The sequence below is a fragment of the Sphingomonas sp. genome, assembly GCF_036387535.1.
Lineage (GTDB): Bacteria > Pseudomonadota > Alphaproteobacteria > Sphingomonadales > Sphingomonadaceae > Sphingomonas_R.
The window spans coordinates 1-14,948 of the sequence record NZ_DASVTO010000131.1 but is presented as its reverse complement, the minus strand read 5'-3'; the positions used below and the strand labels follow the sequence as shown (position 1 = coordinate 14,948).

Genomic DNA, 14,948 nt, shown 5'->3' with positions numbered 1-14,948 from the left:
GATGGGGCCGCGCGATCGACCCCGACGCGGCATCCCGCTCCGCGCCGTCGCGCCGAACGCGGTCACCGCGCTGGCGCTCTGCTTCGGGCTATCGGGCGTCCGGTTCGCCATTTCCGCGGCCGGTGGCGCCAGCGGGGATTGGGAAAAGGCGCTGGCGTCGATCCTGTTCGCCGGCGTCCTGGACGGCCTGGACGGGCGGATTGCCCGCATGCTGAACGGAGAAAGCCGATTCGGGGCGGAACTTGACTCGCTGTCGGATGTCATCGCGTTCGGGGTCTCGCCCGCAATCGTGATCTACCTCTGGTCCCTGCAATATATGCCACAATTCGGCTGGACCTTTTCTCTCGCGCATGCGGTCTGCTGCGCCCTGCGGCTCGCCCGGTTCAATGCGGCGATCGACATCAAGGAACAGCCGCACAAATCCGCCGGATTCCTGACCGGCATCCCGGCGCCGGCGGGAGCGGGGTTGACGTTCCTGCCAATCTATCTGTGGCTGTGGACCGGTCTCGGCATCTTCCGCGAATGGTGGATCGTCGCCCCCTGGGCCGCGGTGATCGCCTTCCTGATGGTGTCGGACATCGCCACGTTCAGCTGGAGCGCGCTGAAACTGCGCCACGGTGTCCGGTTCGGTGCGCTGGCCGGTGTCGCGATCCTGGCCGGTGCGCTGATCAGCGCACCCTGGGCGACCCTCACGGTCGCCAGCCTGGCCTATATCGCCGCCATTCCATTCGGGATCGCGGCGTATCGAAAGGTCAGGCAGCTGCGCGAAGCGACGGCGTGATCCGCGACGTCCGGGTGGTCGACACCAGCCGGACCCGCGACGTCGGCACAGGTCCTGACGCGGGCGTGATCGTTCCGGTCCGCAACGCCGCGGCAATTTTGTCCTGCGCCATGTACAGCATCACGGACAATCCCGATGCGACACCCAGGAACAAAAGCGATACAATGGCAAATGCGAACATATGGAGCATGGCAGCCTCGCAACTGGCCTGATGGCCGGATCATCATCATCGACGAGCCGTGAGTAGAACAAGGCTGGCTGATGCAAGTTCCATATGTTCTCTATCTGTTCCGTCGTCAAGCCTTGATTTGTGTAGGAAATGCGACTAACCGCGCCAGCATTCCCCATGCAGGGCCTCATAAACCGGTGCCGTCCGCTCGATCCGAGCTTCGGTCACTGCCCTGCAGAGGTATAACCGGAAGGAGACTATCCCATGGCGGTTCCCACCGTCTCGATGCATGACCTGCTCGACGCAGGCGCCCATTTTGGCCACCAGACCCACCGCTGGAACCCCAAGATGAAGCCGTATATCTTCGGCGACCGTAACGGCATCCACATCCTGGACCTGTCGCAGACCGTGCCGCTGATGGCGCGCGCGCTCGATTTCATCGGCCAGACCGTGTCGCATGGCGGCAAGGTGTTGTTCGTCGGCACCAAGCGCCAGGCGCAGGAACCGATTGCGGAGGCCGCCCGCCGTTCCGGGCAGCATTATGTCAACCATCGCTGGCTGGGCGGCATGCTCACCAACTGGAAGACGATTTCCGGTTCGATCAAGCGCTACAAGTCGCTGGAAGAGCAGCTTTCGGGCGACACGCACGGCCTGACCAAGAAGGAAGTGCTGCAGCTCACCCGCGAACGCGACAAGTTCGAGCTGTCGCTGGGCGGCATCCGCGACATGGGCGGCATCCCGGACGTCATGTTCGTGATCGACGCGAACAAGGAAGAGCTGGCGATCAAGGAAGCCAACACGCTGGGCATCCCGGTCGTCGCGATCCTCGATTCGAACGTCAGTCCCGACGGAATCGCCTTCCCGATCCCGGCGAATGACGACGCCGCGCGCGCGCTGCGTCTGTATTGCGATGCGGTCGCGACGGCTGCGACGCAGGGCAACCAGGGCGGTCGCGCAGCGCGCGGCGAAGACCTGGGCGCGATGATGGAACCACCGGCCGAAGCCGCGCTGGCGACCGCCTGACCCGTTCGTGCCCCCGCAGCCGGCGGGGTCCAGTTCCGATCTGTCGTACTGGACCCCCGCCTTTGCGGGGGTACCTATTTCTGCAACATCGCGCTGCCATCGCGGCGCGCGGACATCGTTTGAAGGGAAGATGACATGGCGGACATTACCGCTGCGGCCGTGAAGGATCTGCGGGAGCGCTCCGGCGCGGGCATGATGGATTGCAAGAAGGCGCTGACCGAAACCGGCGGCGACATGGAAGCCGCAGTCGACTGGCTGCGGACCAAGGGTCTGGCCACCGCCGCCAAGAAATCGGGCCGCACCGCGGCCGAGGGTCTGATCGGCGTGACCGTCGAAGGCAAGAAGGGCGCGGCGGTCGAGGTCAATTCCGAAACCGATTTCGTGTCGAAGAACGAACAGTTCCAGGATTTCGTCCGCACTGTCACCACGCTGGCGCTGGGCACCGGGGATGACATCGCCGCGCTGAAGGCGACCGCCTATCCCACCGGCGGCACCGTCGAGGAAAAGCTGACCGCGAACATCGCGACGATCGGCGAGAACCAGGCGCTGCGCCGCGCGCGCACGCTGTCGGTGAACGAAGGCGCAGTCGTCGCCTATGTGCACAATGCCGCGGCAACCGGGCTCGGCAAGATCGGCGTGCTCGTCGCGCTGGAAGGCAGTGCCGACGTCGCCAAGATCGAGGCGCTGGGCAAGCAGTTGGCGATGCACATCGCCGCCGCCAGCCCGCAGGCGCTGACCGAGGAAGGCCTGGACGCCGCGCTGGTCGAGCGCGAGCGCGCGATCGCGACCGAGAAGGCTGCCGAGAGTGGCAAGCCCGCCAACATCATCGAGAAGATGGTGGAAGGCGCTGTCGCCAAGTTCCGCAAGGAAAACAGCCTGTTGAACCAGTTGTTCGTGATGGACAACAAGACCAAGATCGCCGACGTCGTTGCCGCGGCAGCCAAGGAAGCCGGCGGGACGATCGCGCTGGTCGACTATGTCCGGTTCCAGCTGGGCGAAGGCATCGAGCGCGAGACCAGCGACTTCGCCGCCGAAGTCGCGGCCGCATCCGGCGTCGGCCCGAAGGCCTGATCGCCGCGTCGCCGTCTGGCGGTGGGACGGGTGGATCCTCCATCCGTCCCACCGCCGGCGGCATGATCGCCCTTGATATGCGGTGCTTGGCACCGCGCATGCGGGTCCGTAAGGTGCGCGCCAATCCAGCCCCTGTGAATCGGATCCTTTCCCCACGATGACCCGCCCGCGTTTCAACCGCATCCTCCTGAAACTGTCGGGTGAAGTCCTGATGGGCGGCCGCCAGTTCGGGATCGAACCCGATACCGTGGCGCGCGTGGCGGAGGAGATTTCGGGCGTCGCGCGCGAACATGAACTGTGTATCGTCGTGGGCGGTGGCAACATATTCCGCGGGCTTGCCGGATCGGCCAAGGGGATGGAGCGCACCAGCGCCGATTATATGGGCATGCTGGCGACCGTGATGAACGCCCTGGCGGTGCAGAGCGCGCTGGAGCAGATCGGGGTCGACACGCGCGTCCAGTCCGCGATCCCGATGCCGACGGTGTGCGAGCCGTTCATCCGCCGCCGGGCCGAGCGACACATGGAAAAGGGCCGGATCGTGATCTTCGCCGGGGGCACCGGCAATCCCTATTTCACCACCGACAGTGCCGCCGCCCTTCGCGCGGCCGAAATGGGGTGTGACGCGCTGTTCAAGGGCACGTCGGTCGACGGCGTCTATGATGCCGACCCGAAGAAGGTGGAAGGCGCCACCCGCTATGACAGCGTCAGTTTCAACCGCGTGCTGAGCGACGACCTGCGCGTGATGGACGCCAGTGCCGTCGCGCTGTGCCGCGACAACAATATTCCGATCGTCGTCTTCAACATCCGTGAGCGTGGCAATCTGGCCCGCGTGCTGGGTGGCGAGGGCATCGCGACGATCGTCCGCAACGAGGAGAAGACCGATGGCAGCCTATAACAAGGCCGATCTGGAACGCCGGATGGCGGGTAGCGTCGATGCGCTGCATCACGACCTGCAGGGTTTGCGGACCGGGCGTGCATCGACGTCGCTGCTCGATCCCGTCCACATCGAGGTTTATGGCGCGCGCATGCCGATCAACCAGATCGCGACCGTATCCGTGCCGGAACCGCGCATGATCTCGGTGCAGGTGTGGGACAAGTCGAACGTCGGCCCGGTCGACAAGGCGATCCGGGCGGCGGGGCTCGGGCTCAACCCGATCGTCGACGGCCAGACCCTGCGCCTGCCGATCCCCGAGCTGACCGAGGAACGGCGCAAGGAACTGGCCAAGCTGGCCAGCAAATATGCCGAAGGCGCCCGCATCGCCGCGCGCAACGTGCGCCGCGATGGCATGGACACGCTGAAAGCCGATGAGAAGAAGGGCGAGATCAGCGAGGACGAACGCAAGCGGCACGAAGGCGACGTCCAGAAGCTGACCGACAAGACGATCGGGGAAATCGACGCGCTGGCATCCTCGAAGGAAAAGGAAATCCTGGGGAAGTGAGCGGCGCGCCGGCTGCATCGGACGCCGTTCCCGCGCAGGCGGCCGGCCAGCCGGGCGTGCCACGGCACGTCGCCATCATCATGGACGGCAATGGCCGCTGGGCGAAGAAGCGGTTCCTGCCACGGGTTGCCGGGCACCGTGCCGGAGCCGACGCATTGCGCCGGACGTTGCGGGCGGCGGTGACCGCGGGCATCGAAGTGCTGACGCTCTATGCCTTTTCCTCGGAAAACTGGCGCCGTCCCGCGGCCGAAATTGCCGATCTCATGGGATTGCTGCGCCATTACATCCGCGCGGAAATCGATGAGCTGGCGGAGGCCGGGATCCGGTTGCGCATCATCGGGGATTATCGCCGGTTCGAACCCGACGTCGTGGCGCTGGTCGACGAAGCCATGGCCCGAACCGCGGCGAATCGGCGGGCGACGCTGGTGATCGCCCTGAATTACGGCGCGCAGGACGAAATCGTGCGCGCGGTTCAGGCGATCGTGGCCGAGGGGATCGCCCCCGCGACGATCGATCCGTCGACGATCGCCGCCCGGCTCGATACCGCGGACCTGCCGCCGCTCGATCTGCTGATCCGCACATCGGGCGAACGGCGTCTGTCCAATTTCCTGTTGTGGCAGGCGGCCTATGCCGAATTGCTCTTCGTCGATACGCTGTGGCCGGATTTCGATGCGGCGGCGCTGAATGCGGCGGTGGCGGATTTTGCCGGACGCGAACGGCGATATGGAGGCCTGTGAAAGTCGTTCCAGGCCAGACGCCGGCACGCCGTAGATCCGACCTTGCCACCCGCGCCTTTGCGGGCGGTGCGATGATCGTGGTGGCGGTGCTCGCACTGTGGCTGGGCGGATCCGCATTCTGGTTGCTCGCCACACTGGCGGCGGTGCTCATGCTGGCGGAATGGGCGGGGCTGATGCGCTGTTCCACCCCCCGGATCACCTTGGCGCTTGTCCTGTTCGCGGTGCCGTTGTTGTTCCTGCTGCCGGCGATCGCCGGGCCGGATCGCGACACGGTGGCGTTGCTGGTCGCCGCGGCTTTGTTCACGATGGTGGTCGGCAATTCCGCACGGCTGGGGGCGGGGCTGCTCTATGCCGGGCTGCCGGCAGCGGGGTTGATGTTCCTGCGCGAACAGCCGCTGGGACTCGCGCTGACCTTGTGGACGCTGGCGATCGTATGGGCGACCGATATCGGTGCGTATTTTTCCGGGCGCGCGATCGGCGGGCCGAAACTGGCGCCACGGCTCAGCCCCAACAAGACCTGGGCGGGATTGCTGGGCGGCATGGCCGGTGCGCTGGTGGTGGGCGCGGTCATTGGATGGATCGGAGGATTGCCGTCAACCTATCTCTGGTTGGGGCCGATCATGGCGGTCCTGGCGCAGGCCGGCGACCTGTTCGAAAGTTGGCTGAAACGCCGGGCCAAGGTGAAGGATAGCGGGCGGCTGCTGCCCGGCCATGGCGGTGCACTGGATCGGCTGGACGGCGTGGTGCCCGTGGCGGTGCTGATCGCGGGGCTGGTCGCGGGTGGCATATTGTGACGCGGCGCACGGTTTCGATCCTCGGCGCGACCGGGTCGGTCGGCTCATCGACGCTGGACCTGATCGAACGCGCCGGTGACGGGTTCGAGGTGATCGCGCTGACCGCCCACCGCGATGTCGCGAAGCTGGCGGCGGCGGCGGTCCGCACGGCCGCAAAGCTGGCGGTGGTGGGCGATGCCGATTGTGGACCGGCGCTTGCGGACGCACTGTCCGGAACCGGGATCGCGACGGCAGCCGGACCGGATGCCGTGCGCGATGCCGCGGCATCGGGCGCGGAGTGGACGATGGCGGCGATCGTCGGCTGTGCCGGCCTGCCGCCGGTGATGGCGGCCATCGCGGCCGGCGGCACCGTGGCGCTGGCGAACAAGGAGGCGCTGGTTTCCGCCGGCGACCTGATGATTCGCGCGACCGCCCGGTCCGGTGCGACGCTGCTGCCGGTCGATTCGGAGCATAATGCGATTTTCCAGTGCCTGGCCGGCAGCCGGATCGAGCGTGTGCGCCGTATTCTACTGACCGCCAGCGGCGGCCCGTTCCGGACGGCCAGCCTGGATCAGATGCGCGCGGTGACGCCGGCGCAGGCGGTACGCCATCCCAACTGGTCGATGGGCGCCAAGATCTCGATCGATTCGGCGACGATGATGAACAAGGGCCTCGAATTGATCGAGGCGCATCACCTGTTTCCGGTCGGGGCGGACCGGATCGAGATCGTCGTGCACCCGCAATCCGTGATCCATTCGATGGTCGAATATGTCGACGGATCGACGCTGGCGCAGTTGGGCACGCCGGATATGCGCACCCCGATCGCACATGCGCTGGCGTGGCCGGATCGGATGGAGGGCCCATCGGCGCCGCTGGATTTCGCAACGCTGGGTCGGCTGGATTTCGAAGCGCCGGACGACGTCCGCTTTCCCGCGCTCCGGCTGGCGCGCGATGCGGTGATTGCGGGCGGGGCCCGTCCCGCCATCCTGAACGCCGCGAACGAAGTCGCGGTCGCCGCTTTTCTGGGCGGCAAGATCGGTTTTCTCGACATCGCGTTCATCGTCGGCAAAGTTCTGGACGGCTATGACCCGCCGGCGCCTGGCTGCATCGACGATGTGCTGGCGGTGGACGACGAGGCCCGCAGGATCGCGGGTCTGGTGATGAGGAACCTCGCGGCATGACCCAAACCCCCGGTATCGTCATGACGATCCTCAGTTTCATGCTGGTGATCGGGCCGCTGATCTTCATCCATGAACTGGGTCATTATCTCGCGGGCCGCGCGTTCGGGGTGAAGGCGGACGCGTTTTCGATCGGGTTCGGGCGCGAACTGGTCGGCTGGACCGACCGGCGCGGCACGCGGTGGAAGATCGCCTGGCTGCCGCTGGGCGGTTATGTGAAGTTCGCGGGCGACATGAACCCCGCCAGCCAGCCGACCACCGAATGGCTGGCGCTGCCGGAAGCGGAGCGTAATGCGACCTTCCAGGCCAAGCCGGTGTGGCAACGCTTCCTGATCGTGCTGGCGGGGCCGGCGATCAATTTCGTGGTGGCGATCCTCATCTTCATGGCGATCTTCGCGGCGGTGGGAGAGGGGCGGACCCCATCCACCGTCGCGGCCGTGGTGCCCAATTCGGCCGCCGCCCGTGCCGGCATCCGCCCCGGAGACCGCATCACGATGGTGGCGGCACAGGGCGTGTACCGGTTCGAGGACATCGGCGATATCGTGCGCCACCGTGCGGGCGAGACGTTGAAGCTCGACGTATATCGCGGGCAGCAGCAGATCCATATGCGGGTCACGCCCGAACTCGACCTGCAACGCGATCGGTTCGGCAACGAATATCGTATCGGCATCCTCGGCATTGCCGCCGGCGCGCAGGTGACGGTGCCGCTCAGCGCCGCGGAGCTGCCCGGTGCGGCGGTCCGCCAAACCGTGCTGATGACACGGACGATGATCGATACGCTGTGGCAGATCATTTCCGGCCGGCGATCGGTCCGCGAACTGGGCGGGCCGTTGCAGATCGCGAAGCTGTCGGGGCAGGTCGCGACGCTCGGCTGGCTCGACTTCATCTATTTCATGGCGGCGATTTCGGTCAATCTGGGCTTCATGAACCTGCTGCCGATCCCGATGCTGGATGGTGGCCATCTGTTCTTCTACGCGATCGAAGGCGTGCGGCGGAAACCGCTGGATGCATCGGCGCAGGAATGGGCGTTTCGGTCGGGGCTTGCGCTGCTGATGATTTTCATGGTCTTTGTGACGTTCAACGATCTCGGTTCTTTCGGTTTGTGGCACAAGCTTGCCGGGTTGATCGGCTGACGTTGATAGGGCAGTGCAGAATATGGCGTCACTCCGCGGGGGCAGGGGGCGGCACATCCTTATCGAGGGCTGGTTTGCGTGACGGTGATTGAAACCAATATCGGGCGGCGGTTTGCGCCCGGGCTGCTGCTGGGTACGATCCTGGGGGGCACCGCTTCCCTCGCCAGCGCCCAGGGTGCCGCTCCCGCAGGGCCGCGGGTGCCGCCGTCGGTGCAGGTACAGGCCAACACGGCGCCTGCCGCCAGCCTGGCGCCCACCCGGATGATCCGGTCGCTCGGCGTTACCGGTGCGCAGCGGCTGGAACCCGAAACCGTGCGGTCTTATGTCAAGCTGCGCGTGGGCGACACCTATACGACCGAGCAGCTCGATCAGGCGATCAAGGACCTTTATGCGACGCAACTGTTCGCGGACGTGCAGATCACGGGTGCGGAAACCGGCGACATCATGTTGCAGGTCCGCGAGAACCCGGTCATCAACCGCATCGTCTTCGAAGGCAACAAGCGGCTGAAGGAAGACAAGATCCGCCCTGAAGTGAAGCTGGCGCCGCGCCAGATCTTCACGCGCGAAGCCGCCCGGGCGGACGTCGCCCGGATCATCGAGCTGTATCGCCGCCAGGGGCGCTTTGCCGCGACCGTCGAACCGAAGATGGTGCGGCTGGACCAGAACCGCGTCGATATCGTGTTCGAAATCACCGAAGGCGCGAAGTCCAAGGTCCGGCAGATCAACATCATCGGCAACGAGAAATTCTCGGACGGTGAGCTGCGCAGCGAAATGGCGACGAAGCAGTCGCGCTTCTACCGGTTCTTCTCGTCGGGCGACAGCTATGATCCGGACAAGCTGTCCTATGATCAGCAGAAGATGCGCCAATTTTACCTGACCAACGGCTATGCGGATTTCCGTGTGGTTTCGGCGGTGGCGGAACTGACGCCCGACAAGCGCGACTTCATCGTCACCTACGTCGTCGAGGAAGGCGATCGCTACAAGTTCGGCGATGTCGACCTGGAAAGCGACATTCGCGATGTGAAGGCGGATACGTTCAAATATCTGCTGCCGATGAAGAAGGGCGATTGGTACAACGCCAAGCAGATCGAAGACACCGTCGACTCCATCACCGAGACGACGGGCCTGCTGGGCTTCACGCCCGATGTGCGTCCCGATTTCCGGCCGGAGAAGGAGACGCTCACCATGAACGTCACCTTCAAGATCAACGATGCGCCGCGCGTCTATGTCGAGCGGATCGACGTGAACGGCAACACGCTGACGCAGGACAAGGTCGTACGCCGCGAATTCCGGCTGGCGGAAGGCGACGCGTTCAACAGCTTCCGGGTCAAGCGGTCGCGGGACCGGATCCAGTCGCTGGGCTTTTTCCAGGACAAGTTCGAAATCGAACGCAAGCAGGGGTCGGCGCCCGATCGCGTCATCCTGGAGGCGAATGTCGAGGAGAAGTCGACCGGCGAGCTGCAGCTGTCCGCCGGCTATTCCAGCCTGGAAAAGTTCATCGTCGACCTGTCGGTGACGCAGCGCAACTTCCGTGGCAAGGGCCAGGTGCTGCGCGCCAGCGGCAGCTATTCGACCTATTCCAAGTCGGTCGAATTGGGGTTCACCGAACCCTATCTGTTCGATCAGAACATCGCGGTCGGCGTCGATCTGTTCCGACGGGATCTCAATTCGTTCAACTTCCGGGCGGACAACAGCCGCAACACGACCTATCAGCAAACGACGACCGGGTTCCAGATCCGGGCCGGCGTGCCGCTGACCGAATTCGTGCAACTGGCGCTCCGCTACGGCCTCAGCCAGGACAATGTCACGCTCGATCGGTCGACCTTCTTTTCGGACACCGACGGGAACGGCACGATCGAGTGCGATCCGCTGCTGGCCGGGCGGTATCTGTGCGACGCGATCGGGAAGCGGATCACCTCGTCGGTCGGTTACTCGCTGGTCTACAGCAACCTGAACAACTCGATCCGCCCGACGGCGGGCCAGCGCATCATCTTCTCGCAGGATTTTGCCGGGCTTGGCGGTAGCGTGAAATATATCAAGTCGAAGATCGATGCCGACAAATATTGGGGCCTCGGCTCCGGGTTCGTCTTCTCGGTCGGGCTTGAGGGGGGTTTCATCTACTCCTACGACAAGAGCCGTGGCGAGGGGATCGACAAGGTCCGGCTGGTCGATCGCTGGTTCCTGGGGCAGCCGCAGCTGCGCGGGTTCGACATTCGTGGCGTCGGTCCGCGGATCCAGCGGGTTCCGTACAACAGCGACGGCACGCTCAACACCGCGATCGCGCGCAACCAGATCCAGGATGATGCGATCGGTGGACGGGCCTATTATCTGGGTCGCGCCGAACTGGAAATCCCGCTGGGATCGGGCGCGCGGGACCTGGGATTGCGGCCGTCGATCTTCATGGATGCCGGTGCGGTCTTCAACGTCACGCGACCGGTTCTGGTCGATACGCAGGTGTGCGATATCCCCGCGAGCGGCACCACCGCCGCCACGACCCGGATCGTGTCGAAGGCCAGCGGATGCCCCACCGGCGCCAGCGTGTCGGCCAACCAGTCCGGTGCGTTCCGCGAAGTCTTTCTTGGCGACAGCCCGAGCCCGCGACTTTCGGTCGGTGTCGGGGTGAACTGGAATTCACCTTTCGGGCCTTTCCGGATCGACGTGGCTAAGGCACTGCTGAAAGAACCAGGGGACGACACCAAGTTCTTCACATTCAACGTAGGGACGCAGTTCTGATGATTAACCGTATGAAGACCCTTTCGCTGGGCGTTGCCATGGCGGCGGCTCCGCTGCTGTCGGCCGCACCCGCCTCTGCACAGGCGCTGGGCGTCGCCTCCGCCAATCTGGAAGCGGCGCTGGGCAATGCCGCCGCGCTGAAGACTGCGGAAACGCAGATCCAGACCCAGTACAAGGCGCAGATCGACGCATTCAACGCACGTCGCACGGCGATCACCGCCGAGTTGACGCCAATGGCCAATGAAATCCAGACGTTGCAGAACAATCCTGCCACGGCACCTGCGACGTTGCAGGCAAAGGTCACGACCTATCGCACGCGCGAAGCCGCCGCCCAGCGGGAGTTGCAGCCGCTGGCCGCACCATTCCAGCGCCCGCTTTCCTATGCGCAGGAACAGGTCGCGTCGAAGCTGGACGCCGCGCTGCGTGCCGCCATGGTCGCGAAGAGGGTCGGCATCATCGTCAACCCGCAGGCCGTGGTCGCGATCCAGCCGGCCGCCGATCTGACTGCCGATGTGACGACCCAGCTGAACGCGCTGGTCAAGACGGTGGCGATCACGCCGCCCGCCGGCTGGCAGCCGGGCCAGGGCCAGCAGCAGGGCGCGGCACCGGCCGCACCCGCGACGCCCGCCGCCCGCCCGCAGGGTCGGTGAGCGACGCGTCGGTGACCGACACCGGCGCGGAGGACGTGTCCGCCATCGGCCCGCTGGATATCCGGCAGGTGATGGCGGCATTGCCGCACCGCTATCCGATGCTGCTGGTCGATCGGGTGGAATCGCTGATTCCGAACCGATCGATCCGCGCGATCAAGGCCGTGACCATGAACGAGCCGTTTTTCCAGGGACACTTCCCCGGACGGCCGATCATGCCGGGCGTGCTGATCGTCGAGGCGCTGGCGCAGGCCGCCGGCGTGCTGGCGGTCAAGTCGCTGGGCCTGGAGGGCAGCGGCAAGCTCGTCTATTTCATGGCAATCGACGATGCGAAGTTCCGCGCACCGGTCGAGCCCGGCGTGCTGATGACGCTGGAGGTCGAGTTCACGCAGATGCGCAAGACCGCGAGCAAATTCGCGGGTCGGGCGCTGGTGAACGGGAAGGTCGCCGCGCAGGCGAACTTCACCGCGATGATCGCCGACCCGCCGGCCTGATCGATCCCCGGATACCCCGGTGCGTCCGGGGTACGACCCGTCACCGGCGGCGGATCAGATCGTCAAGGTCGGCAGGGCGGTTGATATTGGCAACCGGGCGGTCGATCCGCACGGTTGCCGCGCCGCTGGCGCCGATCCAGCCACGCATGGCCCGGTCCGGATCCTCCTGCAGATGGCGGAGCAGGAGATCCGTGAGCGTGACCGGCCAGAGACCGAGCAGCGGCTGCCCCGCGATCACGGCCGGCCCCTGGCCGAGCAGCGCGCCAAGTTCCCGCGGAAGATCAGGAAGATCGCACCCACTGGTGAGGACATCCGTGAAGCCTGTCGCCCGCGCATGAACCAGTGCACCGGCCAGCGCGCCGAGCGGCCCGAGCCCCGGCTCCGGCTGATCCGCCACGGTCGGCAGCCCCGGCCATGACCGGCCGATGACCACCAGCGCATCGCATTGTGGCCGCAGCCGATCGACGACATGGTCCAGCAGGGCGCGGCCATCCAGCAGCGCCCGTGCCTTGTCACTGCCGAACCGCCGCGCGGCGCCGCCGGCGAAGATGGCGCCGAGCCGCGTCATCGTTCAATCGAACCGGACGCGCACGCCACCGAACACTGTCCGGCCCAGCGTCGCATAGCCCACAACGTCCCGATAGCGCGCATCGCCCAGATTCTCCACGCGGCCGAACGCCTCGATCGCCGGCGTGATCCGATAGCCGATCCGCGCGGAGGCCAGCACATAATCGTTCAACCGCACGCGCGGGGAGGGGAACTGGTCGAAGTCGGTGTCGTAGCGGACCCCGACATAGCTCGCCGCCGCCCCAAGGCTGACTGGCCCGGTGGCATAGTCGGCGCTGAGCGTTGCGCTATGCTTCGGCCGACGGACTTCGCGCAGGGTGGTGCCGGCCGCGACCTGCTGATCCCGGGCATCCAGATAGGTATAGCTGGCGTCGATGCGCAGACCGTCGAGCGGCCGGACCTGCCCGGTCAGTTCGATGCCGCGACGCCGGCTGCGCCCCGTGGCATTGGCGGTGGACGACAGGAAGGTGACGGAGTCGAATGTCCCGACGATCTCGTCACGCAGCCGGTTGTCGAACGCCGCGGCGGACAGGAAGAAGTCCGTGCGGTCCAGCCGAACGCCGGCTTCGTAGCCGCGCGAGCGTTCGGGCCGGAGCGTCGGATTGCCGACGAACGATCCGGGGAAGAAGCCGTAGAGATCGAAGAAGGTCGGCTGCGCGATCCCCTCGCCATACCCGCCGAAGACCGACAGCGTCTTGGTGAGTTGGAGGACGGCGTTGCCGCGCACCGTGGTCGCATCGGCGAAGCGGCTGAAGGTGTCGCGACGCACCGCGACATCGGTGGTGAGACGATCCGCCCAGCGCCCGCGCCATTCGCCGACGAAGGCAGTGCGGCCGCGGGTCTGATCCTGGCTCGCGGCGCCGCCATATTGCGCATCGTCCGACACGAAGCTTTCGTCCTCGCGCTCGATCCGGCCGATCAGTTCGTGGGCGACCGGGCCGGTGGCGAAGCGTCCGACCACTTGCCCGCCCGCGCGGAAACGATCGCCGCTGGTGCTGTTCAGCCGGGTCGCGGCACGGCGGTTGCGGTTTTCCGATCGCAGATACTGCCCGTCGATCTGTACCGCCACCGGATCGGTCGGGTCGATGCCATAGCGCGCCCAGGCCCGCACCGCGCCCGTTTCGACGCGGGCGGAATCGGCGGTGTCGGCACGCTGGAACGTCACCGGGTCACTGCCATCGAATTCGGTATCGGCCCGGATATAACGGCCGACGATGCCGATCTCGCCATGCTCGCCCGGCCGCGCCACTGCCTTCAGGCTGGCGGTCAGGTTTTCGTAGCCGTCGCGATCGCCGCGACCGCCGCCCAGAATGTCGATGCCGCCGTCGCGCAGATAGCTGGCCGTGGCGGATACGCCGCCGCGTTCGGTGCCGCTGGCCGCCGCAAACGACCCGCGCGCGAAATCATGGCTGCCATATTCGCCGGTCGCCACGATCCGCGTACCCTGCAACGGGTCCGGCGTCTCCAGCGCGATGACGCCGCCCAGCGCCTCCGACCCGAACAGCGCGGATTGCGGACCGCGCACGATTTCGATCCGGCCGAGCCCGTCGCTGACCAGCGTCTCGAACCGGGCCTCGTTGCCGGATGCGGGATCGTTGAACGCGATCCCGTCGATGGTCAGCAGCGTATGGTTTGCCTCCGCGCCGCGGATGCGGACCTGTGCCTGCGCGCCGCGCCCGCCGGAGGTGGCGACCGCCACTCCGGGCGTCAGCCGCAACAGATCGGTGACCAGCGGCAGCCCCTGTGCGTCGATCGCTGCCTGATCGATGACGCTTACCGACACGGCGCTGTCGCGCGCGGTGATCGGTTCCAGCGAACCCGTGACGATGATGTCGGACGGCGCCGCCGTGGTGGCGACCGCCAGCAAAAGTAGATTGATCATGAAAACCCCTCAGAGACGATGACGTCGTCTCGGAGGCGCGGACGCCCGGAATTGGGCGCGCCGTTCCACGCGCTGACGGCTGGACCCGGCCGGGCGCGGACGACGACACAGGGCAGGTTCCTGACTGACGCGTCCGCCGGGGCGGGCACGATCACAGTTGCGGGCACAGCGCCGGATTTCGACCGGCTTCCCTTTCACCCGTCCCCCCGGACTGTCGCATCCGTGGACGGCACCTTGCGTCGCGGCGGCGGGTGGGGCAGGCCGCGCCGCTTGTCAAGCGTGCCGCACCGCGGTAGGAGCGCGCCTTCGCCCGGCTGGTCG

15 protein-coding genes and 1 riboswitch are annotated in these 14,948 nt (G+C 66.1%); of the genes, 13 read left to right on the top strand and 2 right to left on the bottom strand.

What is annotated here, in order from left to right; all coding sequences use genetic code 11:
* Nucleotide 1: 1 nt before the first annotated feature.
* The 13 genes from VF649_RS12105 (at nt 2) to fabZ (ending at nt 12,178) form a co-directional block, all read left to right on the top strand.
* Nucleotides 2-781 carry a phosphatidylcholine/phosphatidylserine synthase gene (locus tag VF649_RS12105; RefSeq protein WP_331012209.1) on the top strand — a complete coding sequence of 260 codons (780 nt, stop codon included), beginning with the start codon at nt 2-4 and terminating at the stop codon, nt 779-781.
* Nucleotides 778-993 carry a hypothetical protein gene (locus VF649_RS12100; RefSeq protein WP_331012208.1) on the top strand — a complete coding sequence of 72 codons (216 nt, stop codon included), beginning with the start codon at nt 778-780 and terminating at the stop codon, nt 991-993. The genes VF649_RS12105 and VF649_RS12100 overlap by 4 nt, the downstream gene beginning before the upstream one ends.
* Before the next feature lie 221 nt (nt 994-1,214).
* Nucleotides 1,215-1,973 carry a 30S ribosomal protein S2 gene (gene rpsB / locus VF649_RS12095; protein WP_331012207.1) on the top strand — a complete coding sequence of 253 codons (759 nt, stop codon included), beginning with the start codon at nt 1,215-1,217 and terminating at the stop codon, nt 1,971-1,973.
* A 135-nt stretch (nt 1,974-2,108) separates the two neighbouring features.
* Nucleotides 2,109-3,044 (top strand): translation elongation factor Ts, encoded by a 936-nt coding sequence (tsf, locus tag VF649_RS12090; protein WP_331012206.1) that lies wholly within the window; start codon nt 2,109-2,111, stop codon nt 3,042-3,044.
* A 157-nt stretch (nt 3,045-3,201) separates the two neighbouring features.
* On the top strand, nt 3,202-3,939 hold the full coding sequence (gene pyrH, locus VF649_RS12085; protein WP_331012205.1) for a UMP kinase: 738 nt from the start codon (nt 3,202-3,204) through the stop codon (nt 3,937-3,939).
* A complete protein-coding gene (gene frr / locus VF649_RS12080; protein WP_331012204.1) occupies nt 3,926-4,483 on the top strand; it encodes a ribosome recycling factor in 558 nt (185 codons plus the stop codon). The genes pyrH and frr overlap by 14 nt, the downstream gene beginning before the upstream one ends.
* The gene (locus VF649_RS12075; protein ID WP_414713674.1) at nt 4,480-5,220 is read left to right on the top strand and encodes an isoprenyl transferase; all 741 of its coding nucleotides are present in this window, start codon (nt 4,480-4,482) and stop codon (nt 5,218-5,220) included. Before frr ends, VF649_RS12075 begins: the two co-directional genes overlap by 4 nt.
* Entirely contained in the window at nt 5,217-6,014 is a 798-nt protein-coding gene (locus VF649_RS12070) for a phosphatidate cytidylyltransferase (protein ID WP_331012203.1), read from the top strand. The genes VF649_RS12075 and VF649_RS12070 overlap by 4 nt, the downstream gene beginning before the upstream one ends.
* A complete protein-coding gene (locus VF649_RS12065) occupies nt 6,008-7,174 on the top strand; it encodes a 1-deoxy-D-xylulose-5-phosphate reductoisomerase (protein WP_331012210.1) in 1,167 nt (388 codons plus the stop codon). Before VF649_RS12070 ends, VF649_RS12065 begins: the two co-directional genes overlap by 7 nt.
* A complete protein-coding gene (gene rseP / locus VF649_RS12060; RefSeq protein ID WP_331012202.1) occupies nt 7,171-8,304 on the top strand; it encodes an RIP metalloprotease RseP in 1,134 nt (377 codons plus the stop codon). The genes VF649_RS12065 and rseP overlap by 4 nt, the downstream gene beginning before the upstream one ends.
* A 78-nt stretch (nt 8,305-8,382) precedes the next feature.
* Nucleotides 8,383-11,037, top strand: a complete 2,655-nt coding sequence (bamA, locus tag VF649_RS12055; protein WP_331012201.1) for an outer membrane protein assembly factor BamA — start codon at nt 8,383-8,385, stop codon at nt 11,035-11,037.
* Nucleotides 11,037-11,687 (top strand): OmpH family outer membrane protein, encoded by a 651-nt coding sequence (locus VF649_RS12050; RefSeq protein WP_331012200.1) that lies wholly within the window; start codon nt 11,037-11,039, stop codon nt 11,685-11,687. Before bamA ends, VF649_RS12050 begins: the two co-directional genes overlap by 1 nt.
* Nucleotides 11,688-11,698: 11 nt before the next feature.
* Nucleotides 11,699-12,178: a 3-hydroxyacyl-ACP dehydratase FabZ gene (gene fabZ, locus VF649_RS12045; RefSeq protein ID WP_331012199.1), complete on the top strand. Its 480-nt coding sequence runs from the start codon at nt 11,699-11,701 to the stop codon at nt 12,176-12,178.
* Nucleotides 12,179-12,218: 40 nt separating this feature from the next.
* Here the strand turns inward: fabZ and mobA are convergent, their stop codons facing one another.
* Both mobA and VF649_RS12035 read right to left on the bottom strand, forming a co-directional pair.
* Entirely contained in the window at nt 12,219-12,746 is a 528-nt protein-coding gene (mobA, locus tag VF649_RS12040; protein ID WP_331012198.1) for a molybdenum cofactor guanylyltransferase, read from the bottom strand.
* A gap of 3 nt (nt 12,747-12,749) precedes the next feature.
* Nucleotides 12,750-14,627, bottom strand: a complete 1,878-nt coding sequence (locus VF649_RS12035) for a TonB-dependent receptor plug domain-containing protein (protein WP_331012197.1) — start codon at nt 14,625-14,627, stop codon at nt 12,750-12,752.
* A 94-nt stretch (nt 14,628-14,721) separates the two neighbouring features.
* Nucleotides 14,722-14,879: riboswitch (cobalamin riboswitch) on the bottom strand.
* Between the last annotated feature and the right edge of the window lie 69 nt (nt 14,880-14,948).

What these genes read in the sequence shown, in the direction of transcription:
- rpsB (WP_331012207.1), top strand. Translation starts at nt 1,215, where the DNA reads ATGGCGGTTCCCACCGTCTCGATGCATGACCTGCTCGACGCAGGCGCC.
- mobA (WP_331012198.1), bottom strand. Translation starts at nt 12,746, where the DNA reads ATGACGCGGCTCGGCGCCATCTTCGCCGGCGGCGCCGCGCGGCGGTTC.
- VF649_RS12105 (WP_331012209.1), top strand. Translation starts at nt 2, where the DNA reads ATGGGGCCGCGCGATCGACCCCGACGCGGCATCCCGCTCCGCGCCGTC.
- pyrH (WP_331012205.1), top strand. Translation starts at nt 3,202, where the DNA reads ATGACCCGCCCGCGTTTCAACCGCATCCTCCTGAAACTGTCGGGTGAA.
- frr (WP_331012204.1), top strand. Translation starts at nt 3,926, where the DNA reads ATGGCAGCCTATAACAAGGCCGATCTGGAACGCCGGATGGCGGGTAGC.
- VF649_RS12050 (WP_331012200.1), top strand. Translation starts at nt 11,037, where the DNA reads ATGATTAACCGTATGAAGACCCTTTCGCTGGGCGTTGCCATGGCGGCG.
- VF649_RS12035 (WP_331012197.1), bottom strand. Translation starts at nt 14,627, where the DNA reads ATGATCAATCTACTTTTGCTGGCGGTCGCCACCACGGCGGCGCCGTCC.
- tsf (WP_331012206.1), top strand. Translation starts at nt 2,109, where the DNA reads ATGGCGGACATTACCGCTGCGGCCGTGAAGGATCTGCGGGAGCGCTCC.
- rseP (WP_331012202.1), top strand. Translation starts at nt 7,171, where the DNA reads ATGACCCAAACCCCCGGTATCGTCATGACGATCCTCAGTTTCATGCTG.